Annotated in this window: 14 protein-coding genes; all 14 read left to right on the top strand. The window is 60.7% G+C overall.

The window, feature by feature from the left end; translation table 11 throughout:
- Window positions 1–89 precede the first annotated feature (89 nt).
- Window positions 90–509: a MarR family winged helix-turn-helix transcriptional regulator gene (locus FW764_RS24980; protein ID WP_446436219.1), complete on the top strand. Its 420-nt coding sequence runs from the start codon at window positions 90–92 to the stop codon at window positions 507–509.
- Window positions 506–2,584 carry an FUSC family protein gene (locus FW764_RS24985; protein ID WP_446436220.1) on the top strand — a complete coding sequence of 693 codons (2,079 nt, stop codon included), beginning with the start codon at window positions 506–508 and terminating at the stop codon, window positions 2,582–2,584. The genes FW764_RS24980 and FW764_RS24985 overlap by 4 nt, the downstream gene beginning before the upstream one ends.
- A complete protein-coding gene (locus FW764_RS24990) occupies window positions 2,581–2,790 on the top strand; it encodes a DUF1656 domain-containing protein (protein WP_016969155.1) in 210 nt (69 codons plus the stop codon). Before FW764_RS24985 ends, FW764_RS24990 begins: the two co-directional genes overlap by 4 nt.
- Window positions 2,787–3,695, top strand: a complete 909-nt coding sequence (locus FW764_RS24995; RefSeq protein WP_446436221.1) for an efflux RND transporter periplasmic adaptor subunit — start codon at window positions 2,787–2,789, stop codon at window positions 3,693–3,695. Before FW764_RS24990 ends, FW764_RS24995 begins: the two co-directional genes overlap by 4 nt.
- The gene (locus FW764_RS25000) at window positions 3,692–5,140 is read left to right on the top strand and encodes an efflux transporter outer membrane subunit (protein ID WP_446436222.1); all 1,449 of its coding nucleotides are present in this window, start codon (window positions 3,692–3,694) and stop codon (window positions 5,138–5,140) included. Before FW764_RS24995 ends, FW764_RS25000 begins: the two co-directional genes overlap by 4 nt.
- 80 nt (window positions 5,141–5,220) lie before the next feature.
- The gene (locus tag FW764_RS25005) at window positions 5,221–5,853 is read left to right on the top strand and encodes an NADH:ubiquinone oxidoreductase subunit N (RefSeq protein ID WP_446436223.1); all 633 of its coding nucleotides are present in this window, start codon (window positions 5,221–5,223) and stop codon (window positions 5,851–5,853) included.
- 147 nt (window positions 5,854–6,000) lie between these two features.
- Window positions 6,001–7,497, top strand: coding sequence for a YdgA family protein (locus FW764_RS25010; protein ID WP_446436224.1), 1,497 nt, complete (start codon window positions 6,001–6,003; stop codon window positions 7,495–7,497).
- Between the two features lie 298 nt (window positions 7,498–7,795).
- Window positions 7,796–10,276, top strand: a complete 2,481-nt coding sequence (gene pgaA / locus FW764_RS25015) for a poly-beta-1,6 N-acetyl-D-glucosamine export porin PgaA (protein ID WP_446436225.1) — start codon at window positions 7,796–7,798, stop codon at window positions 10,274–10,276.
- Between the two features lie 12 nt (window positions 10,277–10,288).
- Entirely contained in the window at window positions 10,289–12,286 is a 1,998-nt protein-coding gene (pgaB, locus tag FW764_RS25020) for a poly-beta-1,6-N-acetyl-D-glucosamine N-deacetylase PgaB (protein WP_446436226.1), read from the top strand.
- Between the two features lie 2 nt (window positions 12,287–12,288).
- A complete protein-coding gene (pgaC, locus tag FW764_RS25025; protein ID WP_446436227.1) occupies window positions 12,289–13,629 on the top strand; it encodes a poly-beta-1,6-N-acetyl-D-glucosamine synthase in 1,341 nt (446 codons plus the stop codon).
- 2 nt (window positions 13,630–13,631) lie between these two features.
- Window positions 13,632–14,114 carry a poly-beta-1,6-N-acetyl-D-glucosamine biosynthesis protein PgaD gene (gene pgaD, locus FW764_RS25030; protein ID WP_446436228.1) on the top strand — a complete coding sequence of 161 codons (483 nt, stop codon included), beginning with the start codon at window positions 13,632–13,634 and terminating at the stop codon, window positions 14,112–14,114.
- 409 nt (window positions 14,115–14,523) lie between these two features.
- The gene (locus FW764_RS25035; protein ID WP_446436229.1) at window positions 14,524–16,245 is read left to right on the top strand and encodes a ShlB/FhaC/HecB family hemolysin secretion/activation protein; all 1,722 of its coding nucleotides are present in this window, start codon (window positions 14,524–14,526) and stop codon (window positions 16,243–16,245) included.
- Between the two features lie 31 nt (window positions 16,246–16,276).
- Complete coding sequence (locus FW764_RS25040; protein ID WP_446436230.1) at window positions 16,277–24,556, top strand: two-partner secretion domain-containing protein; 8,280 nt, start codon at window positions 16,277–16,279, stop codon at window positions 24,554–24,556.
- Window positions 24,556–25,224 carry a hypothetical protein gene (locus FW764_RS25045; RefSeq protein ID WP_083355856.1) on the top strand — a complete coding sequence of 223 codons (669 nt, stop codon included), beginning with the start codon at window positions 24,556–24,558 and terminating at the stop codon, window positions 25,222–25,224. The genes FW764_RS25040 and FW764_RS25045 overlap by 1 nt, the downstream gene beginning before the upstream one ends.
- Window positions 25,225–25,461: the final 237 nt, after the last annotated feature.

Consider the following 25,461-nt stretch of genomic DNA (forward strand, 5'->3'; position numbering starts at 1 on the left):
GACTGCTCTAGATCCATCGACCATATTGATAGTTAGCAAACTAACTGTATGCGAGCGCTCCAGTGCCTCAAACCCTCGAACAACTCCACATGAACCTCAGCAGCAGCATGGTGGTGGGCGCTCGTCATTGGCGCAAAATCTGCCAGACCACGCTGGTGAGTTACGGTATTTCCGAAGCCTGCGCCGTGCCACTGTTGATGATCGGCCGCCTGGGCGACGGTGTGCATCAGGTGAAAGTCGCCCAGGCGTCCGGGATGGAAAGCCCGTCGTTGGTGCGCCTGCTTGATCGTCTGTGCCATGACGGTTACGTGTGCCGTACCGAAGACATCCACGACCGTCGCGCCAAGGCCTTGAGCCTCACCGAGCGCGGCCGCGAGTTGGTGCAGGCGGTGGAAGTGCAACTGGTGCGCCTGCGCCGCGAAGTGCTGGCGGATATTGCTGACAGCGATCTTGAAGCCGCCCTGCGCGTGCTGCGGGCGTTTGAAGCGGCAGGGGTTGCGACGCCTTGAAGGGATTTTTTGCCGGCTTCCCGCCCGCCCGCGACTGGTTCTATGGGGTGCGTACGTTCGCAGCGTCGATGATCGCGCTGTACATCGCCATGCTCATGCAAATGCCGCGTCCTTACTGGGCGATGGCCACGGTGTACATCGTCTCCAGCCCGTTTGTCGGCCCTACCAGCTCCAAGGCCTTGTACCGCGCCATCGGCACCTTTATGGGCGCGGCGGCGGCGGTGATTTTTGTGCCGATGTTTGTGCAGGCGCCGTACGTGCTGGTGGTGGTGATCGCGTTGTGGACGGGCATTTTGCTGTTCCTGTCCATGCACCTGCGTACCGCCAACAACTACGCGCTGATGCTCGCCGGCTACACCTTGCCGTTGATCGCGCTGCCGGTGGTGGACAACCCGCTGGCAGTGTGGGATGTGGCCGAGGCGCGTACCGAAGAAATTTTCCTCGGCATCGCCGTGGCGGCCGTGGTGGGCGCGATGTTCTGGCCGCGTCGGCTGATGCCGGTGTTTGACGGCTCGGTGGTTAAGTGGTTCGCCGATGCCCAGGTCTACAGCCAGCGCTTTTTGACGCGCAACGTGGTGCCTGAAGAAGTCAGCACCTTGCGCGGCGGCATGGTCGCGACTTTCAACACCCTGGAATTGATGATCGGCCAGTTGCCCCACGAAGGCGCACGTCCGCAGACGGTGCGCAACACCAAGGAGCTGCGCGGGCGGATGATTCACCTGTTGCCGGTGATCGATGCGCTTGACGACGCGGTCTACGCAATCGAGCACCGTGCCCCGGAATTTCTTGATCAGCTCACGCCGTTGCTGCAAGAGGCCAATGTTTGGCTGCAAAGCGCCACCGAAGAGGCGCCCCTCGAACGTTGGCGTGTGCTGCGCGACAAGATCGACGCCGCCCAGCCCTGCGGTGAAGCACTGGACGACCGCCACACCTTGCTGTTCTCCAACGCCCTCTATCGCCTCGGCGAATGGGTCGACCTGTGGCAAGACTGTCGCAGCCTGCAAGCCGCCATCCAATGCGAAAGCCAGGACACCTGGCGCGCCGTGTACCGCCACTGGCGTCTGGGCCGGCTGACGCCGTTCCTCGACCGTGGCCTGATGTTCTATTCGGCGTTTTCCACGGTCACGGCGATCATCGTCGCGTCGGTGCTGTGGATTCTGTTGGGCTGGACCGACGGTGGCAGCGCGGTGATTCTGGCGGCCGTGGCCTGCAGCTTCTTCGCCTCGATGGACGACCCGGCGCCGCAGATCTACCGGTTCTTTTTCTGGACCGCCATGTCGGTGCTGTTCGCCAGTCTCTATCTGTTTCTGGTGCTGCCGAACCTGCACGATTTTCCGATGCTGGTGCTGGCGTTTGCCGTGCCGTTTATCTGCATCGGCACGCTCACCGTGCAGCCGCGTTTCTACCTCGGCATGCTGCTGACGTTGGTCAACACCTCGTCATTCATCAGCATCCAGGGCGCCTACGATGCGGACTTCCTGAACTTCGCCAACGTCAACCTGGCCGGGCCGGTCGGCTTGCTGTTTGCATTTGTGTGGACGTTGATTGCACGGCCTTTCGGCGCCGAACTGGCGGCCAAACGCCTGACCCGGTTCAGCTGGCGCGACATCGTCAGCATGACCGAGCCTGCGACCCTGGCCGAACACCGGCACATGGCCGCGCAAATGCTCGACCGTTTGATGCAGCATTTGCCGCGCCTGGGCCTTATCGGCCAGGACACCGGCACCGCCCTGCGCGATTTGCGCGTGGCGCTGAACCTGCTTGACCTGTTGGCTTACTCGCCGCGCATCTACGGCGTGCCACGGGTGCTGCTCAACCAGGTGGTGGAAGGTGTCGGCGGCTACTTCAAAGCCTGCCTCAACGCGGGTGAACGCTTGCCCGCGCCGAGCGGTCTGCTGATGACCCTCGACCGCACGCGCCGCGCCCTCAACGGCCAAGGTCTGCAAGACGAAGACGACACCCGCCTGCATCTGCTGCACGCACTGGCCGGCTTGCGCCTGTCGTTGCTGCCCGGCGTGGAATTTATTGGCGGCACCGAAATGGAAGCGCCGCTGCCTGATGGAGCACCTTTATGATCGGTGATCTGGATATCAGCGGGGTGTTCCTGCCCACGCTGCTGGTGCTGATGGGCATTACGTATGTGCTGTTTCTGGTGGTGCACGGGCTGTTGACGCGCATTCACTTCTATCGCCTGGTCTGGCACCGGGCATTGTTCAATGTGGGGCTCTACGCGCTGTTGCTGGGCGCGGTGGACTCACTCAGTCGATACCTGATGACATGAAAAAACCTTTTTTGACCATCGGCCGTGTAGTCCTGACGTTATTGATAGTGACCTTTGCTGTCGTCGTTGTGTGGCGCATGGTCATGTACTACATGTTTGCACCCTGGACGCGTGACGGGCATATCCGTGCCGACATTGTGCAGATCGCCCCGGACGTATCCGGGCTGATCCAGCAAGTCGACGTGCGCGATAACCAGTTAGTGACCAAGGGCCAGGTGCTGTTCGCCGTGGACCAAGACCGCTTCAAGCTGGCCCTGCGCCAAGCCCAGGCCACCGTGGCTGACCGCCAGGAAACCCTGGCCCAGGCGCAGCGCGAGAACAAGCGAAACCGTGGCCTGGGTAACCTGGTGCCGAGCGAACAACTGGAAGAAAGCCAGTCGCGCGTGGCCCGCGCTCAATCGGCCTTGGCCGAAGCGCAGGTGAGCGTGGACGCCGCGCAGCTCAACCTCGACCGCTCGGTGATCCGTAGCCCCGTGGACGGCTACGTCAACGACCGCGCGCCGCGTGCTCAGGAGTTCGTCACCGCCGGGCGCCCGGTGTTGTCGGTGGTGGACAGTAATTCCTTCCACATCGACGGCTACTTCGAGGAGACCAAGCTTGATGGCATTCACATCGGCATGGCCGTCGATATTCGGGTGATCGGCGACAAGGCGCGCCTGCGCGGCCATGTGCAGAGCATCGTCGCCGGTATTGAAGACCGCGACCGCAGCAGCGGCTCCAACCTGTTGCCCAACGTCAACCCGGCATTCAGTTGGGTACGCCTGGCCCAGCGGATTCCGGTGCGCATTGCCTTTGATGACGTGCCGGCGGACTTCCGCATGATCGCCGGGCGTACGGCTACGGTGTCGATCATCGACGACAAGAGCGCCGCCAAAGAAAAAGCGCAGCAGGGAGAAAAACCATGAAACCGGCGGCGTTGCTGGCCACGGCCAGCTTGAGTTTGCTGCTGTCGGCCTGCCAAGTGGTGGGGCCTGATTACAAGCTGCCGGATAAGGCCGCGATCAACCGTGGCGATCTGCAAGGGCAGATCGCAGGCGAGGGCAGCAACGTGGTCTCGGCGCCGATGCCAGCCGATTGGTGGAAACTCTACAAAGACCCGCGCCTGGATGAGCTGGTACGCCAGGCCATGGCCTCCAACACCGACCTGCGTGTAGCCGCCGCCAACCTGCAACGCGCGCGTTTCCAGACCCAGGAGGCGCAATCCGCAGGCGGCTGGAGCGCCGGCGCCAAGGCTGAGGCCCAACGTTTGCAGGAATCGGGTGAAGCGTTTTTGCTGACGGAAAAAGTCCCGGTCGGCAACATCGGCAGCGCCAGCATCAGCACCTCCTATCAGTTCGACTTGTTCGGCACCTTGCAGCGCGGCATCGAAAGCGCCCAGGCCACCACCGACGCCGCCCAGGCCGCCGCTGACACCGCGCGCATTACGCTGGTGGCGGATGTGGTGCGTTCGTATACCCAAGTGTGTGCGGCCAACGAAGAACTGGCGATTGCCAACGAATCCCTTGACTTGCAAGCCCAGAGCACCCAATTGACCCAGCGCCTGCGGGACGCCGGACGCGGTGACGAGACCCAGGTCACGCGTTCGCAAACCCAATACAAATCGTTGCGCGCCGACATGCCGCGCTACGAAGCGGCGCGTCAGGCGGGCCTGTTCCGATTGTCGATGCTGCTGGCCAAGCCGGTAGACCAACTGCCGACCGGTACCGGCACCTGCGCCGAGCTGCCGCACATCGCCCAGTTGTTACCCGTGGGTGACGGCGCGACCCTGCTCAAGCGTCGCCCCGACGTGCGCCAGGCTGAACGCCAATTGGCTGCCGCCACCGCGCGTATCGGCGTGGCCACTGGCGCGTTGTACCCGGATATCAGTATCGGCGCCACCGTGGGCACGGTCGGTCTTCTCGACGACCTGGGTACGCCTGCGACCAACCGCTGGGGCTTTGGCCCGTTGATCAGTTGGTCGGTACCGACCAACGGTGCCCGTGCGCGTATCCACGAAGCTGAAGCCGCGGCCCAGGGCGCCCTGGCCCACTTCGACGGCGTGGTGCTCAACGCCATTCGCGAAACCCAGACCGGCCTTGCGCAATACACCGCGCAGTTGCAACGCCGCGATGCACTGGCCGATGCCGGGCAGTCCGCCAAAAAAGCTTCGGAGCAGACGCACCGCTTCTTCCAGGCCGGGCGCGCCTCGTTCCTGGCCGACCTGCAAGCCACTCGCACCTACACCGATGTGCGCGCGCAACTGGCGGCAGCGAACACCCAGGTTGCCATGAGCCAGATCGATCTGTTCCTGGCCTTGGGCGGCGGCTGGGAAAGCGGACGAACGCACGCGTCACAGCCCGGCAAACCCTGAGCGAATAGCTATGCTTTGACAGGCGGGCCACAGTGAGGCCCGCCTGACACTGCTCGCGTTTGCTCATGGGGATTCCAATAATGAAAAACCCTTATGCTCCCGCTTTCTGGTGCGTGTGTTTCGCACTGGTGTTGTTATCGGCTGCCTATTTCTACGGCGTCATGCTCGCCCATCAAATTGACAAGGCCTTGGTGTTTCTCGACAGCGCGTGCCTGGTGATTGGCACCTTGTCCATTGGCGTGGTGGCGTGGGCGTCTTACCAAAGCCAGCGCGTGAAGAAAAAGCTCCTCGAACAGGGCAAGACCCGGGTGGCGATCTGGGACACCAAGGTCGCGCTGCGCCGCGTCGAAACCGTGTTCGACCGCTATTTCTGGGGTAGCTACTGGCAGCCTGGGCGCACCTTCCAGGAAGTCATGGGTGAACTCACCGGTACGCCCCTGGAAAAAAGCCTCGAAGCCCTGAAAAAGCAATGTGTGCTGCTCGACCAGCAGGTAGACGAAGGTAGGCATTGGCTGAATAACGCTCGGGAATTGTCCGACGTGGCTAACGCCATGGCCCGCGAGCGCTACCAACTGGATTTCTGCGACCCCAAGGCCGACACCCCGAGCAACGCGGTGATACACCGAGAGTTTGAGGTGTTGGTGTACACCTGGACCGCACGTTTGAAGAGTTTTGATCACCAACTCGACGAGATTGAATTGGAGTACTCGTGAACCAACGGCTGACCTGATCTCTCTGAAAAGCTGGGCCGTTCTCGGCCGCCAGTGCTAATCTTCCCCCGTTTTCGGCGGGTTCGAGCCAACCCCTCTTGGGGCCAAGGAAGACAGCCCACTTCTCACAGGATTTGATCAGGTCACTTCATGAATAAGCCAGCAGTTGTTCTTTTGGGTTTCGTTGTCGCCGTCGGCGTCGTCAGTGCAGGCGGCGCCTGGTACACCGGTAAGCAGTTGGAGCCGGTGCTGCAGACCGCGATCCAGAACGCCAACAAGGAACTGCAGACCTCCATGGCGGGTGTCGACGGCAGCGTGAACTTGGAGCTGGTGTCCTTGGACCGTGGCCTGTTCAGCAGCACCGCGCACTACCGACTTAAAGGCCAAGGCAGCGTGTTCGGTGAAGACAACCCGAACCCTGAATTGCTGTTTGTCGACCACATCGAACACGGCCCGCTGCCGTTCTCGCGTCTGGTTTCGCTAAAGTGGCTGCCGGTCATGGCCACCAGTCACTATGAGCTGGAAAAGAACGCGACCACTGAAAAATGGTTCGCCGCCAGCAAAGATGTATCGCCACTTAAAGGTGTGGCTAACATCGGCTACAGCCGTTCGGTGAGCGGTAACGTCGAACTGCTGCCCCTGGAGATCAAGGACGACAAGTCCTCGGTAAGTTTCTCCGGCGCCAACCTGAACTTCGACGGCACCGCCGAAGGCCAGAAGGTCAAGGCTGATGGCTACATGAACAGCCTCAAGGTCGCAGTGATCGATGCTAATGGCGTGCCCTTCGAAGCTGAACTATCCGGCCTCACTGTGGCGAGCAACCTGGAAAAAACCACCTTCGGTTTCTACACCGGGCAAAACACTGTTGAGCTGACCGACACCAAAGTTACCTTCGGTCCGCAAAAAGCTGTGCTGACCCTCAAGGGCTTTGAGCAGAAAGACGCCAGCGAGACCAAGGACAACAACCTGGCCGGCCGCATCGACTACAAGATCGACGAGATCGGTTATCAGGGCAAGCCTGTGGGCTCGGCCGCCATGGCCCTGAGCATGAAGAACGTCGACATTCCGGCGATGCTGGTGCTGACCAGGCTTTACCAGGACAAGATGCAGCCGGTGCAAGCCGCCGCCGCTGCCGGCCAGCCGGTGCCTGAGCTGCAACTGACCGAAGCCGAGCAGACCCTGGCCGAGGCCAACGTCAACCAAGTGCTGGCCGCCAAACCGCAAGTGGCGGTGGAAAACCTGTCGCTGAAAACCACCCATGGCGAAAGCAAATTCAACCTGGTGATGGACCTGACCAAACCAGCCTCAATGGAACTGCCGCCGGTAGAGCTGGCTAAACAGGTTATCGCGATGCTGGATGCCAACCTGACCCTGTCCAAGCCAATGATCGGCGACGTGGCGGCACTGCAAGCGCAGGTGGGCGGCGTGACTGACCCTAAAGCCATCGAGCAGCAATCGCAGATGGCGGCCGAGATGGTCAGCGGCATGGCGGTCGGCACGCAGTTGGCAACCCTGGTGGGCACTGACGTGGTCTCCAAGCTGCATTACGCCAACAATGAAGTGACCTTCAACGGCCAGAAGATGACCGTTGAGCAGTTCATGGGTTTCGTGATGGCCAAAGTCGGTGCGGTCAGCGGCGCTCAGTAAGATTTCTTACATCGTTAAGAAATAAATAGTGGGGGAGCAGCGTTGCTTGAGGCAGCGGTCAAATCGTCGGCGTATAGGCCGATGCTGACCGATTAGCTCAGGCAAGTCTGCTCCCCCATTGGCTTTTCTGTTGCTTGGACAATTCTGAACAATTGTTCTGAATTGGACTTTTCTCTAAACCAATAAGGGATAGTTCCTACAGGAAAGCTTGGTCGGGTCATTAGACGCCGGCGCCCTGATGCGAACTGCTCAGGACCACCTATCGTTATAGCTTTCCGTGTGTAAGGAAGCTCACGATATGTTGCAAACCCTACCCATCAGTGCATTAGGCCGGTTGCGACTGCTCATCGGGGCCGCCTTATGCAGTCAATTGTTGATACCCGGCCTTGCCATGGCCGATCCCGCCTACGATGCCCTGATCATTCAGGCGCGCAACGGCAACTTCACGCCGGCCCTCACTCAATTACGCCAACTGCCTGCCGAGCGCCAGACGCCAGGCCAGATCAGCGATCACCTTGTGATTGCCGGTTGGGCCGGGCAAGACGCCGAAGTGTTGAAGGTGTATGAGGCCCAGGGCAAAAATCGCAACCTGAGCCCCGAGGCACTGGCCACAGTGGCCCGTACTTATCGCAATCAAAAGCAGTGGCCGCAGGCCCTGGCGGTGTATCAAAAAGCGCTGCTGCGCGAGCCGAATAATGTCGACCTGCAACTCGGCCAGGCCCTGACCCAGGCCGACGGCGGCCAAACCAATGAAGCGGTGCAACGCACACGTGCATTGGTGGCGGCGCAACCGAACGACCCCAACCGCCGCATGGCCCTGGGCTATGCGCTGACCCGCTCGGGGCTGAACTACGACGCCCTGTTCGAGTTCGACCAGGCCTTTATTCGCGCGGGCGACACACCTGAAGTGGTCCGCGAATACATCATCGCCCTGCAACGGGCCCGCCTGCCGGAACCGGCGTTGCGCCTGTCGGCCAAGCATCCGGGCCTACTCGACGCGGTGACCCAGCGCCGCCTGGAGGGCGACCTCGCCGCCGAGCGCGTGCGCATGGCCGAGTTTGCCACGCGCACCGAAAAAGAACGTTACGTGATCGCCGACCGTGCCCTCAACGATTACGACACGCTGCTCACGCGCTGGACACCGGACCCCAGCGCCCGCGAAGACGTAGTGCGCTGGCGCATCGACCGCCTCGGTGCCCTCAAGGCGCGGGCGCGTACGGCAGATGTGGTCCGCGAGTACGAAATCCTTAAAGGCGAAGGCGTGCAGTTGCCCACCTACGCCGTGCGCTGGGTGGCCGCCGCTTACCTCGATCAACGTCAGCCGGAAAAAGCCGAGCCGTTGTATCGCCAGGCGCTGACGGCCCCGGATGCGGACCCGGGCGATCACGTCGAAGACAGCACTGCGTTGTTCTACGCCCTGCTCGAAAGCGACAAGGTCAAAGAAGCACGTGAAGTCGCCAGCAACCTGGCCAACACCCAGAACCCCCGCGTCGAACTCAAGGGCCTGCCCATCGGCAACCCCAACGACAGCTGGATGGACGCGCAACAACTGTCGGCGCAGGCCGGCACTTACGGTGGCGACCTGCCTGGCAGCGAAGCCGGCCTGGAAGCGTTGGTGGCAAAAGCCCCAGGTAACGTGGGCTTGCGCCTGGCCCAGGCCGATATGTACCGCGCCCGTGACTGGCCGCGCCGCGCCGAAGGCACCCTCAAGGAAACTGAAGTCCAGGCCCCGCGTGATATAGGCCTGGAAGTGAACCAGGCTTACACCGCCATGGACCTGCAGGAGTGGCGGCAAATGGATGTGCTGACCGATGACGTGCTGGCCCGCAACCCGGACAGCCGCCAGGTGCAGCGCCTGCGTCGCTTGCGTGATGTGCACCACATGGCGGAGCTGCGCGTCGAGGCTTACACCGGTAAAAGTTACGGCGGCGGCAATAACGGCGACACCGGCGCGGTCGCCGGTAGCCGTGATTGGGGCATCGAAAGCGTGCTCTACACGCCGCCCATCGACGAAGACTGGCGCCTGTTCGCTGGAGCCGGTTATGCCACTGCCGATTTCACCGAAGGCACCGGCCAGCACCGCTGGCAGCGTGTCGGCGTGGAGCGTCGCACCCGCGACATGACTCTGCAGGCGCAAGTCTCCAATCACTCCTATGGCTATGGCTCCAAGCAAGGCGCGAGCGTGTCGATTGCTCGCGACATCAACGACAACTGGCAGTACGGCGCGAGCCTCGGCTACCTGCTGGCCACCACACCGTTGCGGGCACTGAACGCCGATGTCACGGCCAACGGCGGCAGTGGTTTTATCCGCTGGCGCGCGAATGAAAGCCGCGAGTGGAAGCTGTCTTTGAGCCCGTCGCACTTCAGCGACGGTAACAACCGGCTCGAAGCGTTGCTCACCGGCCGCGAGGGCATCTACAGCTCGCCGAGCGTGCAAGTGGACTTGGGCCTGGAAGTCGGCGCCAGCCGCAACACCAAAACAGACGCGGTGTACTTCAACCCCAAGTCTGACCTCAGCGTGTTGCCCACCGTCACGGTCAACCACGTGCTCTATCACCGCTACGAGACCCAGTGGAGTCAGCAGTTCCAAGTCGGTGCGGGTACGTATAGCCAACGGGACTATTCCACTGGTGGTGTTGGCTTGATCGGCTATGGCCAGCGCGTTCGCTGGAACGATGTGCTTGAAGCTGGCGCGAACCTGAGCCTGATCAGCCGACCTTATGACGGTGATCGCGAGCGCGATCTGCGCTTGCTCGTCGACCTCACTTACCGTTTCTAAAAGAGCCTGACCATGACCGTCCTCAGCCGTTGCTTGTTGGTACTGGGTGTATTGCTGGCCACTGCCTGCGCCCAGCAACCCGCGCCCTTTACTCCACCCGCCGAGCGGCCGACCCTGGCCAATGAAGCGCCGTGGCCGAAAAACCATTTCCTGGGCATCGCCTACCACGATGTCGAAGACCGCGACCCTGATCAGGCGGTGGTGGCGGTGCGTACCGAGCGTTTGATCGAGCAACTGGCCTGGCTGCGCGAGAACGGCTACCAAGCGGTCAGCGTCGACCAGATCCTGGCCGCGCGTCGTGGCGGACCCGAGCTGCCGCCCAAAGCCATCATGCTCAGCTTCGATGACGGCTACTCCAGCTTCTACACCCGTGTCATGCCGATTCTGCGCGCCTATCACTGGCCGGCCTTGCTGGCGCCGGTGGGGTATTGGATCGATACGCCGCTCAATCAACCGGTGGACTTCGCCGGCTCGCCGCGCCCACGTGGGGAATTCCTCACCTGGCAACAGATCCGCGAGGTGTCCCAGTCCGGCCTGGTAGAAATCGCCGCGCACACCGACAACAACCACAAAGGGATCCTCGCCAACCCGCAGGGCAACCTGGAACCGGCGGCCACCAGCCTGCGCTTCGACCCGGCCACTGGGCGTTATGAGGACCAGGCGACATTCGATGCGCGCATGCGGGCTGATGTCGCGGCGATCTCCAACAAGATCCGCACCGTGACCGGCAAAGCACCACGTGTATGGGTGTGGCCATATGGCGCGGCCAAGGGCACGTCCCTGGAGATCGTCGGTGAGCAGGGCTATCAGATGGCCCTGACCCTGGAAGACGGCCTCGACAGCCTCGGCAACCTGATGAACAGCCCACGCTTCCTGGTAGCTTCCGACCCGGACGGCGAGCACTTCGCCAACAGTATGGTGGCGGTGCAAGCCCAGGCTCCGCTGCGCGTGTTGCACGTGGACCTGGACAACGTCTACGACCCGGACCCGGCCCAACAGGCGCGCAACCTCGACCAACTGGTGCAACGGGTGGTGGACATGGGCGCAGGCACTGTGTTCCTGCAAGCGTTCGCCGACCCCAAGGGTGACGGCCTGGTGCATTCGCTGTACTTCCCCAACCGCCACTTGCCGGTGCGCGCCGACCTGTTCAACCGTGTCTCCTGGCAACTGCACACTCGCGCCCATGCCAGTGTGTATGCGTGGATGCCCGTGCTCAGTTTTGCCCTCGACGCCAAGCTGCCACGGGTGACCCGCTGGGACCCGGAAACCGGCAAGGTTGGCCTCGACCCGGATCAATACAAGCGCTTGTCGCCGTTTGACCCGCAGGTACGCAAGATCATTGGCGAGATCTACGAAGACCTGGCGCGCAACAGTGCCATCGACGGTGTGCTGTACCACGACGATGCGGTGCTCTCCGACTTCGAAGACGCCAGCCCTGCCGCGCTCAAGGCCTATGCCGCTAACGGCTTGCCGGACAGCATCGCTGCGTTGCGCGCCGACCCGGCGGTGATGCAACGCTGGACACGCTTCAAGAGCCGCTACCTGATCGACTTCACCCATGAGCTGACCGCCAAGGTCCGCGCCATCGGTGGCCCGCAGATATTGACCGCGCGCAATATCTTCGCCGAGCCAATGCTCAACCCGGCCAGCGAAACCTGGTTTGCACAGAACCTCGATGACTTCCTCCAGGCCTACGATTGGACCGCGCCGATGGCCATGCCACTGATGGAAGGGCAGGAACTGAAAACGTCCAACGTTTGGCTGAAAAAATTGGTCGCCACGGTCAAGGCGCGCCCCGGCGCACTGGATAAAACTGTCTTCGAGCTGCAAGCCAAGGACTGGCGTACGCCTGCCGCCCCAGACCTCAGCGGTGCGCAAATGGCCGAATGGATGGGTGTGCTCAAGCGCCAGGGAGTCAAGAGTTTTGGCTACTACCCGGACAACTTCCTGGAAAACTCGCCGGACCTGAAGACAGTCCGTCCGGCCTTGTCCAACCAATGGAACCCTTGACCATGTTCGACAGACTCCTGGCATTATTCGTGTTGGCACTGGTGTTGGGTGTGCCCCTTGGCCTGATCTTTTTGGTCACCGGGCAGTTCCTGATGGACTTCGTGTTTTTTTACCCGCTGTTCATGTCGGCGCTGTGGATCGCTGGCGGGCTGTACTTCTGGTTGCACTGGGAGCGCCACTGGCCCTGGAAAGAAGACACTCCCGCGCCGACTCTGGCCGGCAACCCGCTGATCTCGATCATCATCCCTTGCTACAACGAGGGTGATAACGCCGCCGAAACGATTCACGCGGCGCTGGGCCAGCTGTACCCGAACATCGAAGTAATCGCCGTCAACGATGGCTCCAAAGACAACACCGCTGCGGTCCTCGATGCCCTGGCATTGCAGCACCCACGCCTGCGGGTGTTGCACCTGGCGCAGAACCAGGGCAAGGCTGTGGCCTTGCGCATGGGCGCCGTGGCCGCGCGCAGTGAATACTTGGTGTGCATCGACGGCGATGCCTTGCTCGATAAAAATGCGGCGGCCTACATGGTGGCGCCAATGCTCGACAACCCGCGCCTGGGCGCCGTCACCGGCAACCCACGTATCCGCACGCGCTCAACCTTGATCGGCCGCGTGCAGGTGGGCGAGTTCTCCTCGATCATCGGTTTGATCAAGCGTACTCAGCGGGTATTCGGTCGGATCTTCACGGTGTCGGGTGTGGTGGTGGCGTTTCGCAAGAAGGCGCTGGACCGCATCGACTACTGGAGCACCGACATGATCACCGAGGACATCGATGTCAGTTGGAAGCTGCAACTCGATCACTGGGCGATCTTCTACGAGCCACGCGCCTTGTGTTGGATCCTCATGCCCGAAACCGTCGGTGGCCTTTGGAAACAACGTCTGCGCTGGGCTCAGGGCGGTGCCGAGGTGCTGTTCAAAAACATCCGTGGCGTCTGGCAATGGCGCCACCGCTACCTGTGGCCGCTGCTGTTTGAATACTGCCTGTCCACCGGTTGGGCCTTCACCTTCCTGCTGTCGGTGATCTTCTGGGGCGTGGGTAAATTCGTGGTGCTACCACAGGCGATTGCCGTGGACTCGCTGGTGCCGCCAGCGTTTACCGGGCTGGTGCTGGCGATGGTGTGCTTGCTGCAGTTTGCGGTGAGCATCCTGATTGACCGGCGCTACGAAAAAGACCTGTGGAAAACCCTGTTCTGGACCGTGTGGTACCCGATGGTGTTCTGGCTGGTCAGCTTGCTCACCACCTTGGTCAGCTTTCCCAAGGTGCTCTTCAACCAGCACCAGAAACGTGCGCGCTGGGTCAGCCCAGACCGCGGTATTAAACCTAGTGAAGAGGAGGCGTGACCATGAAACTGGTCAGAACTCGCCAGAACTCAGTGATGTGGGTCATCGATGTGCTGCTGACATTGCTGGCCTGGGCCGGGCTGATTTGGCTGTTGGCGCGTGGTATTACCGCAATGCTGGAAACCCACGGCGGCCCACGCATTGAAGCGCCGATTTTTGCGGCGCTCAATACCTTGCAAATCTATTTGTGGATCGCCCTGTTCAATGCCGTGATCTTGATCAGTTGGGCGCGTTATCAACAACGTCGCGGCCGCAAGTTTGCCCAGCGTCGCGCCGAGGCCAATGCGCTCACTGACAAGAACCTGAGCGAAAGTTTCAAGTTGGGCGACGGCCACCTGGAGCAGTTTCGCAAGCCCGGTGTACTGGTGATCCATAACGACGAGGAGGGCGGGGTGGAAGACGTGAAGTCGCACGTGTCCCGCGATGTGGAGCGGCCAGGGCTGACCTTGGTGCCGGGTGCGCAAAAGGACAAAGACGCAGGCTAGAAGCACTGGGCGCCTTGTGGCAAGCCCGCTCGCCACAGGAAGCCCGCTGGCTAAAACAAGCTCTGTCTCCACAAGAAGCACTGCGCCAGACTAATCCGATAAATGGGATCCAATTCACAAAACCACCGCGAACTTTTCTGTATTTCCCGGTACTAACCTAACTCGGCAAGCACTTGATGGCTAACTAATGTCCTATTGTCAACGCTTGTTCGGACCGCTATCAAAACAGTTGCCGCTTGTCGGAATAAAACTTCCAGAAACAGGCTGCAACTCTTTTTTGATGATTATTTATTGTTATCTATCAATGGTTTACAGGTTTAGCTAGTACGAATGTGCAACTAATCCAGTTTCTTGGATAAGCGCAAGTTCGATGTTAGTTTGCCGCCCCTTGATTTTCGATGGATCGAACATGTCTTCGTTATTGCCACGGACTCGGTACTTGCTGTGCACTTTTCTGCTCGCTTACTTGAGCCTGAACACTGCCATGGCCGCCCCCACGCCAGGGGATCAAGACCTGATCCGTGACCGGCAAAACCGCTTGCTCGAAGAGCAACAACGGCGCCTGCAAGAACTGCAGGACCTGCCCGGCAAAGAAGCCAAGCCCCAGGCCCCGGCCTTGCCGGCAGACACGCGCTGCTTTCCGATCAAAGACATCGAACTCAAGGGCGCCGACAGCCTGGCAGCCGCCGACCGCGAGCGTCTGCTCAAGCCCTATATCGGCGAGTGCCTGGGCGTCTCGCAGCTCAATGAGTTGCTCAAGGTCATCACCGACTACTACATCACCAAAGGCCGCGTCACCAGCCGCGCCTACCTGCCGCAACAAGACCTCTCCAGCGGCCATCTGCAAGTGCTGGTGGTCGAAGGCAAACTCGAAGCCTTGAAAAGCGCCGAAGGCAGCACGGTGACCGACCGCGAACTGGCCATGGCCTTTCCCGGCAAGGTCGGCGAGGCGCTGAACCTGCGCGAAGTCGAGCAACTGGTGGACCAACTGAATCGCTTGCCCTCCAAGCAGGCGCAAATGGAACTGACCCCCGGCCGCCAGATCGGCGGCAGCGACGTGGTGGTCAAGAACACCGCGCAAAAGCCCTGGCGCGCCAGCCTGTCGCGTAACAACGACGGCCAGAAAAGCACCGGCGAACAGCAGTGGGGCGCTGGCCTTGAGTGGGACAGCCCGCTCGGCCTGGCTGACCAACTGGTACTGCGCGGCGGCCACGATGCCGTCAGCGACCACCAGAAAACCTCGAAAAACAGCATGCTCTACTACAACGTGCCGTGGGGCTGGTGGAACTTCAGTTACACCTACAGCGAGAGCGATTACCGCGCCCTGGGTTACACCAACACCTTCAAGTTCAAACAGTCGGGCGACAACCAGAACCACCAGTTTCGCGCCGAGCGGGTGATCCATCGTGACGACGTGAGCAAGACCTCGCTCAACGTTGGCCTGGCGCACCTGCGCACCAACAACTACATCAATGAGGCTCACCTCGAGACCAGCAGCAACCGCCTCAGCGAACTGCAACTGGGCATCAACCATGGCCGGCGTATCGGCAATGCGTTCGTCAACCTCGACTTGGGCATGCAAAACGGCATCGGTGCCTTCGATGCTCAAGCCAACGATGAGCGGGATCAGTACGGCAATCGCCAGCCCAGTGCGCGCTATCGCAAATACACGGCCACCGTCAGCTACCTGCAGCCGTTCACGCTGTGGGGCGAGTCGTTCAGCTTCTCCAGCCTGGCCACCGGCCAACACAGCGAAGACATCTTGTTCAGCCCCCAGCGCATGAGCCTGGGTGGCTCGGCCTCGGTGCGCGGTTTCAAAGACCAGCAACTCAACGGCGACAGCGGCGGTTACTGGCGCAACGACGTGCGCTGGGCCCGCCCGGTGACCTGGGATTGGATGCGCCCAGCCTTTGCCGAGTACGGCGCCAGCGTCGGCTACGACCAAGGCGTGATCAGCAACGGCCGCTACAACGGCGAACTGCACGGCCGGGTCTCCAGCAACTCGTTGGAGTTGTTCGCCCGTGGCAAATACGTCAGCACCAGCGTGACCTTTGCGCACTCTTTGGAACGCCCGGCAGTGATGAGCGAGCGCGAAGCGCCGATCTACTTCCGTATGGATTTCTTCCTGTAATTCAACGCCCCGTTACATCGAGACTATGACAATGGATGTTCGCCACTTTGCCTTCCTGGCCCGCCAACCTTCTGCTGCGCTGAAGCCGCGAGATTCGTTCTTCGGCCTGCCCAAGCGTGGCTTGGTGCTGATCCTGGCTAACGCGCTGTTCTGGCAGCCGCTGCTGGCCCAGGCCGAAGGCATCGTGGTCAGCGCGCCGGGTACCACTGTCGGCCAAGCCGGCAATGGCGTGCCCGTGGTGAACATCGCTACGCCCAATGGCAGTGGCTTGTCGCATAACCAATTCAAGGACTACAACGTCGGCCCCAACGGCGTGATCCTCAACAACGCCACGGGCGCGGTGACCAACACCCAGCTGGGCGGCTATATCATCGGCAACCCCAACCTCAAGGGCGGCGCGGCCAGCGTTATCCTCAACGAAGTCAACGGCGGCAGCCCAAGCCAGTTGCGCGGTTACACCGAAGTGGCGGGGCAGTCGGCCAAGGTCATCGTCGCCAACCCTTACGGCATCACGTGCAGCGGTTGCGGTTTTATCAACACCCCCAACGTGACCCTGACCACCGGCAAACCGGTGCTCGACGCGAGCGGCCAGTTGCAGCGTTATCAGGTCGACGGCGGCGCCGTGACCATCGACGGCCAGGGCCTCAACGCCAGTAACGTCGACCGTTTCGAAATCATCACCCGCTCGGCCAAGATCAATGCGCAGATCAACGCGCGCCAATTGACCGTGATCGCTGGGCGTAACGACGTCGATGCGCAAAGCCTGAAAACCACCGCGCGCGCTGACGACGGCAGCGCCAAACCAGAATTGGCCATCGATTCCTCGGCGCTGGGCGGCATGTACGCCGGTGCGATCAAACTGGTCGGCACCGAAGCCGGTGTGGGCGTGAAACTCGACGGCACACTGGCCGCCAGCGGCGGCGATATCCAGCTGGATGCCAACGGCCACTTGAGCATGGCGCAGACGTCGGCCACCGGTAACGTCAAGGTCACCGCGCAGAACGTCAACCTCACCGACAAGGTCTACGCCACCGGCAACGTGCAGGTCACCAGCGCCCAAGGCTTGGTCAACCAGCAGAGCGTGGCTGCCGGCCAACGCATCGAACTCAACGCGGCCACCGTCACCAACCCCGGCATCATCGAAGCTGGCGTAGCGGCGGACAACACCCGCAACGCCACCGGCGACCTGGTGGTGAACGCGCAAACCCTCAACACCAGCGGCAACTTGCTGGCTAGCCGCGCCTTAGCGATCACTGCCGCGCAAGCGCTGACCAACCAGGGCGCGATCATTCAGGGCAAAACCGTCAGCGTCAGCACCGCCAACCTGACCAACCAAGGCACCACGGCACGCTTGTACGGCGAGCAAAACCTGGCGCTCAGCGCACCGGCCATCGCCAACCTTGGCGGGCTGATTCGCTTCGGTGAAGGCCAGGCCGCGACCCTCGACAGCGCCGCCCTGGACAACCGCCAAGGCCGCATCGAAATGGCCGGCGGCAGCCTGGTGCTGACCAGTACCGCGCTCAATAACAGCGGCGGGCAAGTCATCGCCAACAACCTGACCGTCAACGCGGGCAGCCTGAACAACCAGAACGGCGTGCTGGTGGCCAGTGCCCTCACCGTGAATGCCGGCGACCTCGACAACAGCCTCAAGGGCTTGATCCAGGCCGACAATGGCGCGCTCAACCTCAGCGTCGCCAATGCCTTCAACAACAGCCAGGGTTTCGCCCAGGCGGGCACCGACCTGAACCTCAACGCCGGCAGCCTCAGCAGCAACGTCAACGGCGTGCTGAGCGCCAACACCGGCAAGTTGACCCTCGCCACCGCGCAACAGCTCAACAACGCCCAGGGCCGCTTGCAGGCCGGGCAGGGCGATGTCGAGCTGCATGCGGCGAACCTGGATAACCAAAGCGGCGTGATCGTCGGCAAGCAGCTGCTGCTCGACGTGACGGGCGGCAACATCGACAACCGCGCCGGGCGCGTGGTGGGTGACCACCTCGACGTGCGCGCCTCGGGCCTCGACAACCGCAACACCGGCCTGCTTGCTGGTGGTGCGCCGGGTGTGAGCCTGCTGCTCAAAGGCCCGGGCCAATTGCTCAACGCCCAAGGCCGCATTCAAAGCGAAGGCCTGTTGCAGCTGCAAGGCGAGCGCCTGGACAACAGCGCCGGCATCCTGATCGGCACGTCGGTTGACGTCACCGCGCAGCACCTCAACAACAGCAGTAAAGGCTCGCTGGTCAGCAACGACGGCGACGTAACCCTCAACGTCAGCAACCTGCTGACCAATGCTGGCGGCGTGATCGACGCGGGCGAGCGCAGCGTGCTGGTCAAAGCCCTCACCACCCTGAACAACAGCGGCGGCACCTTGCGCGGCAAGCGCCTCGACATCGCCGCGCAGCACCTGAACAACGACGGCGGCCAACTGCTTGCCGGCAAGCAAGGCCTGAGCTACAGCGGCCAGGACGTGAGCAACCGCAAAGGCTTGATCCTCAGCGGCGGCGCGCACACTCAGCTCGACACCGCCAGCCTGGATAACCTCGGCGGCACCGTGCAAGGCGACACCCTGACCGTCACTGCCAACACGGTCGATAACAGCAGCGGCGGCTTGATGGCAAGCCTGCTCGGCAACCTGCAACTGACCGTCGAAGCCCTGGCCAACCGTGGCGGCAAGCTGTTCGGTAAAGAACAGGTGGCGATCACCGGCGCCACCCTCGACAACAGCGCGGGCGGCCAGATCAGCGGCAACCAGATCAACCTCATCTCACGCGACACGCTCACCAACCGAGGCGGCCTGATCGAAGCCAACCAGGGCCTGACCCTCAACGGCGGCAACCTCGACAACAGCGCAGGCGGGCAACTGCGCGCGCTGGGCGGCGCCAGCAGCAGCCTTAACCTCAGTAACAGCCTCAACAACCAGAACGGCACCCTCGAATTCGGCAGCGCGGCGTTCAGCCTCGACGCCACGCAACTGAACAACCAAGGCGGCCAGTTGCAACACGCGGGCACCGGCCTGTTCCGCATCAACACCGCCAGCCTCACCGGCAGCCAGGGCAACATCAATGGCCTGGGCACGGCTGACTGGGCGTTTGGCAACGTCGATGGCCTGGGCCGCGTGCAACTCAACGAAGCCCTCACCTACAAAAGCAGCCAAGGCCTGAACCTTAAGGCCGGCGACCGCATGGCCAGCAGCAAGGGCTTGACCCTCGACGTGGCCAGCCTGAACAACAGCGGCGAACTGCTCAGCGACGGCAACGTGAGCATCACGCTCAGCGGCGACCTGAACAACAGCGGCCGCATTGCGACCCAGCAAAACCTCAGCGTGACGGCCAACAACCTCAGCCAGAATGGCGGGCGCTTGGCGGGCAACAACACCCAGCTCAAACTGAGCGGCACCCTCGACAACCTCGGCTTCCTTACTGCGCGTCAGCAGCTGGACATCGCGGCGGCACAAATCGGCAACCGTGGCACGATGGGCGCCCAGGGCGCAGTGAACCTCACTGCCGTCAACGGCATCACCAACGGCGCCGATTCGCTGCTGTTCAGCGGTGGCGACCTGACGCTGCGCGCCAATGGCTTCAGCAACACCTATGGCGATGTTTACAGCAAAGGCAACCTCACGTTTGCGGGCGTAGATGGCGGGCGGGCGGTGGCATTCAGCAACCTGTCGGGCACTGTCGAAAGTGAGGGCAACATCGGCATCAGCGCCGCGTTCGTCGAAAACGCCAAGGCTGAATTCGAACTGGGTAAAACCCTGACCAGCGGCAGCGTGGTGTGGCAGTGCATCCAGCATTGCAAGGGGCATGATTGGTTCAAGCGCGGCCAGACTTTTATCGACCAAACCTACGTTGAATCGGCGATCAAAGACTCGGCCGCCGCACGCCTTGTAGCCGGGGCCGACCTGTTGATCCAGGGCGATAACGTACAGAACCGCTACAGCCTGATGGCCGCCAACCGCAACCTGAGCATCATCGCCAACGACCTGCTCAACCAAGGCGCAGGCACCCGTACCGGGCAGAACCACATCGTCATCGGCAACCGCATGAAGATCGTCAAGGATTACTGGGACCTGGTGCAGTTCACCGAGATTCCGGCCTACAACGCTGCCGTCGCAGCGGGCGGTTTTGACCTGGCGAAGTTCGAAGCGCTCAAGGCACGCTCCAGCGATGAGCGATTTGTGGAGATGAGCAACGTCACCACCTGGACCGCCAACGACGGCAATGCCTACAACGCCACATTGCAGGCAGGTGGCACCGTCGACCTGTCCAAAGTCGCCAACAACGTGCAGAACGGCACGCTGCTTGAAAACCAAAAAGCACAACTGACCGGCACCCTCGGCGACGACCAGACCGGCATCCCCGTCGGTGGCATCAATATCAGCCTCAGCAAGCACGCCAACGATGCCAGCGCCCAAGCGCCAGGCTCCGTGCTGCCCGTGGTGACCCTCGCGCCGGGCGGCGGCTTCGTACCCGTGGACTACACCGGCACGCCGTTCGCCCCGGTCGACCCCACCACCTCGCCGTATTTCCAACTGCCCAAGGGCGACTATGGCCTGTTCGTCAAAAGCGCCGACCCCACCAGCCACTACCTGATCGAAACCAACCCCGAGTTCACCACCGCATCGGGCTTCTTTAGCTCCGACTACATGCTCGGCAAACTCGGCTACACCGCCGACAACGCCTGGCGCCGCCTCGGCGATGGCCAATACGAGACCCGCCTGATTCGCGACGCGGTACTCGCACAAACCGGCCAGCGCTTCCTGGCGGGCGGCCTGCTCAGCGACGCCGACCAGTTCCGCTACCTGATGGACAACGCCTTAGCCAGCAAAGACGCGCTGCGCCTGAGCGTCGGCGTGACACTCACCGGCCAGCAAGTCGGCGCCCTGACCCACGACATCGTGTGGATGGAAAACCGCGTGGTCGACGGCCAAACCGTGCTCGTGCCGGTGCTCTACCTGGCCCAGGCCGAATCGCGCAACGTGCGTGGCAACAGCCTGATCCAGGGTCGCGACCTCAACCTCGTCACCGGTGGCGACCTGGTTAACGTCGGCACCCTGCGCGCCAGCAACAACCTCTCCGCCGTCAGCAGTGGCAGCATCTACAACGGCGGCCTGATCGAAGCCGGCAACAACCTGAGCCTGCTGGCCCAAGACAGCATCCGCAACGCCATGGGCGGCGAAATTCGTGGCAGCCAAGTCAGCCTTGCTGCCATCAAAGGCGACATCACCAACGACAACACCGCGATCCAAGTACGTGACGGCGTGGGCATGCGCACCCTCACCGATGCCAGCGCGAGCACTATCACCGCGCGTAGCAACCTGGCCATCGATGCCGGGCGCGACCTCACCAACCGCGGCGCACTGGTCGCCGGTAACGACGCCACCCTCACTGCTGGCCGCGACCTCAACCTCGTCGCCGCCAGCGATACCAGCGTGAAACATGAATTCAGCAACGGCGGGCACAAATCCAGCATCACCACCGACGTCAAAAACCTCGCCGCTACCGTCACGGCAGGCGGCAACCTCAACATGCAAGCCGGGCAAGACGTCAACATCATCGGCAGCAACGCCACCGCCGGCAAAGACCTGAATATCCAGGCTGGGCGCGACTTCAACGTCGCCTCCGTCAGCGACATGCACAACGTCGAGGGCAAAGAAAAACACGGCAAAAAACGCATCAAGACGGCGGACGAGCAGACCACGCAAGTGGCCAGCGTGTTGACGGCGGGCGGCGACTTTACCAGCCAGGCCGGGCGCGACACCACGTTGGTGGCGAGCAAGATCAGTGCGGGCAATGAGGCGTATCTGTACAGCGGGGATAAGTTGAACCTGCTGGCGGCGCAGAACAGCACGCATACCTTGTATGACATGAAGGAGAACGGTGGGTGGGGCGCGAAAAAAGCCAAGCGCGACGAAGTCACCCAAACCACCAACGTCGGCACTGAGATCAAGACTGGCGGCAACCTCACCTTGATCAGTGAAGGTGATCAGCGTTACCAGGTCGCCAAGCTGAATAGTGGTAAGGACATCATTCTCAACAGTGGCGGGGCCATCGCTTTTGAAGGCGTCAAAGACCTTCATGATGAAAGCCATACCAAGAGCAAGGGCGACCTGGCCTGGTTCAGCGCCAAGGGTAAAGGCAACACCGACGAAACACTTCGCCAGAGTGAAATGATCGCTCAAGGGCAGGTCGTTATCAAAGCGGTCGATGGGTTGAAGATCGATGTCCGGCAGGTGGACCAGCAAACGGTAAGTCAGACCATTGATACCATGGTCAAAGCCGATCCGAATATGGCTTGGCTCAAGGATGCTGAAAAGCGCGGTGACGTGGATTGGCGCCAAGTCAAAGAGATCCACGATAGCTTCAAATACAGCAATTCCGGCTTAGGTGCAGGTTCGCAGATCGTCATTGCGATCCTGATGGCCGCATTTGTCGGGCCGTTGGCAATGACTGCTGCCGCGGGTGCCGGAGCTGGCGTAGCCGTCGCGGCGGGAGCGGGGGCCGTAGCCGCGGGTGCTGCGACCAATGCGACGGTCAGCGTGGTTAATAATCGCGGCAACTTGGGCGCGGTATTCAAGGATGTCACCTCTTCGGATGCTTTGAAGGGGTATGCGATTTCCGGTGTCACCGCTGGATTGACCGCAGCTTATTTTGATGGCTGGACCGGAACTCATACTGATCAGGCGACCAAGCAAATTACGGGGCCACAGCTCAACACATGGACAGGTGTAGGGCAGTTTGCCGCGAACCAGACATTGCAAGGCGGGACTTCAACGCTATTGAGTAAAGCGTTGGGGCAGGGCGGTAGCGGAAGTGAGGCACTGAAAACTGCGCTGTTCAATACCTTGGCAGCGGCAAGCTTCAATGCCGTCGGCGACTACACGAAAAAATGGAACATCGATAACGGTTCAATTCCGAAGATTGCGATCCATGCAATGGTCGGTGGCCTGTTGGCCGAAGCCACAGGTGGAGACTTCCGTACAGGCGCATTGGCAGCCGGGGCCAATGAGGCACTTGTTGTACAACTGAACGACATAGTGAAGGGCGACAAGACATTGTTGTCCATGAGTTCTCAACTGGTCGGCGTGCTGGCAGCGGCCACACAAAAAGATGCGGACGCGAGCAAGCTGGAGAAGGGCGGCTGGGTGGCAAAAAACGCTACGCAGTACAACCATCAACTTCACAAGTCTCAAGCCGATGCGCTGGATGAGCAGCGACGCTTCCATCCGGAAAGAGCTGATCGTTTGAATGCCGCGGCCTGTGCTTTGGTGGGTTGCGCCGAGTCGATCCCGACCGACCATGAATCCTATAAGGACTTCAAGGCACTTCAGGATCGCGGCGCGACTTATGCTGCGGAGATCGCCTTGCTTGAATCGACCGGCCAGTTCGGCGGGCGTAGTTGGCAAGATTGGAGCGACGATACGCTCAATGCTCATGGCAAGGCGGTGCAGGTCATTGGCGCAAGCAAAGACACTGCGTTGGGTCTTGCGGGAGGGGCCACCGCTTATACGGGCATGTTGCTGTCGTCACCCGCGTGTGTTGGTGTTGTTACGTGTGCCTTGCCGATCGGGTTGGGCGCGCTTGGCACCACCTCGATGGTGGGGGCATGGGATTCTGCAAGCCGGATTACGGCGGATTTCAAGTCCAGCGAGCCCGACCGAGTAATGGCTTCTTTCTTTCCGCAAACCTTTCCTGGCGAGTCGAGCGCAACGTCTGACTTGGCATGGGGAGCGGCAAAATCCGCGGCTCAGGCGGCTCTGTTTGGTGGAGCCAGTAAATACTTTAGTGGTCAGCTAGCTGGAGAGCTTGCTGCGACAAACAAGGTAGTACCGAAAGAGATCCCAGCGCCTGTTAAGGGTGGATTGGACCTGTCGAAGGTCGACGTTTTGACCATTAAGGATGCGCGCAAGCTTGAGGGCGAAAATAAAGGTTTAATCTTTGTACAAGAGCCTCAAGGTGACTTCAGCAAGCCGTTCGTGAAATTCGAAGCGGGTACAACGGGAGCATTTTCCGATGTCCTATCGCAGCGTAAGGCAGTACCTGCGATACGGTTTGACAACCCCAATCCCAACGGTAACAATTTCGTGAAGTTTGACGGTGTAGAAGACATTGGCGGCATCACTTTAATTGACCGAAAAACAGCACTTACATCGTTTGATAAACAAATTCAAAGCGTTCAGAGAGTGTCGAGTGCGTTGAAGCAAAATCCTGGCATAAAAGCGGTTTTTGAATTTCCAAATCAAAAAGCGGCTGATAGAGCAACTAATATTTTGATTGAGCAAAATATCAGAAACATTACTGTGAGGGTGGCACCCTAATGACTAAGTACAAACTTGAGTTTCGTCATAGACCCCTATTTTCAGAGCCTATTGAAGGTAGGCACAGTCGCTTTCTGGAAAAGTTGTCTAGCTTAGGTTCTCCATGGGATTTGGCCGGTACTCCTAAAGCTCCAGATAGTGGGAGCGAGCTTATTGTCTCTGTCTCGTTAGACAAGGTGCTCCCGTCGGGCGTGAAGGGGCGAGTTTCATATGCGCTCCGGAGTGAGAAATATTTAGAAGATGACGCTCAATTTGATGACACGCTCTTTGTTGAGTTCTCAAGCAATAAAGTTGATTACTCAGATTTATTGAAAAGAGTTTTCCCTAGGTATGTAGAGGCTTTTGGCGCCTACAGGGCGGCGCTGCATGATTGGTCTATTACGAGAGGCGATTGGCCCGAAGTTGTGGCTGCCTGCGATGCTACCCAGAAAGATATTAATGGTAGAGACGGTGTTTTTCGTATAAATGCGGCTAATTTTTTTGATGGAGAATTGTGCCTTCGCGCCTTTGGAAAAAGTCCGCAACAGGTCGTTGACTGCTTAAAGGGGCACGTTGAAGAAGTTTCCGAGCTCGCGGGGGGCGTATTGATTGTCGTTAGTTATACTCCTCTGTCCTCCAACGAAATAATGAGCGCGGGTGAACGATTAAAGGCGCTACTGGGTGAGTAACGTTTTTCACTAACGCCGCAGGGGCTCAGGCTGAGAGGCAGGCGTCGCTGAGGAAAGAGTTGTTTAACACCTGAACTATGAGCGAGAAGCGGCGGATTTATTTGAGTACTTAAGTCCTTTGCGACTTGAATGAATCTGCCACCTTTATATTCCTCTTAGCGACTCGTTCACAGGGCGAAGCCCTCAACCATTAAACAAGGAAGTTCAATGGGCATCCCACTCCCCTTCTGGCTCATC

This window comes from Pseudomonas sp. 1152_12, from assembly GCF_052850675.1.

Bases quoted from the DNA above. Each gene is read 5' to 3' on its own strand.
- FW764_RS24980 (WP_446436219.1), top strand. From the start codon at position 90: ATGAACCTCAGCAGCAGCATGGTGGTGGGCGCTCGTCATTGGCGCAAA.
- FW764_RS24990 (WP_016969155.1), top strand. From the start codon at position 2,581: ATGATCGGTGATCTGGATATCAGCGGGGTGTTCCTGCCCACGCTGCTG.
- FW764_RS24995 (WP_446436221.1), top strand. From the start codon at position 2,787: ATGAAAAAACCTTTTTTGACCATCGGCCGTGTAGTCCTGACGTTATTG.
- FW764_RS25000 (WP_446436222.1), top strand. From the start codon at position 3,692: ATGAAACCGGCGGCGTTGCTGGCCACGGCCAGCTTGAGTTTGCTGCTG.
- FW764_RS25005 (WP_446436223.1), top strand. From the start codon at position 5,221: ATGAAAAACCCTTATGCTCCCGCTTTCTGGTGCGTGTGTTTCGCACTG.
- FW764_RS25010 (WP_446436224.1), top strand. From the start codon at position 6,001: ATGAATAAGCCAGCAGTTGTTCTTTTGGGTTTCGTTGTCGCCGTCGGC.
- pgaA (WP_446436225.1), top strand. From the start codon at position 7,796: ATGTTGCAAACCCTACCCATCAGTGCATTAGGCCGGTTGCGACTGCTC.
- pgaB (WP_446436226.1), top strand. From the start codon at position 10,289: ATGACCGTCCTCAGCCGTTGCTTGTTGGTACTGGGTGTATTGCTGGCC.
- pgaC (WP_446436227.1), top strand. From the start codon at position 12,289: ATGTTCGACAGACTCCTGGCATTATTCGTGTTGGCACTGGTGTTGGGT.
- pgaD (WP_446436228.1), top strand. From the start codon at position 13,632: ATGAAACTGGTCAGAACTCGCCAGAACTCAGTGATGTGGGTCATCGAT.
- FW764_RS25035 (WP_446436229.1), top strand. From the start codon at position 14,524: ATGTCTTCGTTATTGCCACGGACTCGGTACTTGCTGTGCACTTTTCTG.
- FW764_RS25040 (WP_446436230.1), top strand. From the start codon at position 16,277: ATGGATGTTCGCCACTTTGCCTTCCTGGCCCGCCAACCTTCTGCTGCG.
- FW764_RS25045 (WP_083355856.1), top strand. From the start codon at position 24,556: ATGACTAAGTACAAACTTGAGTTTCGTCATAGACCCCTATTTTCAGAG.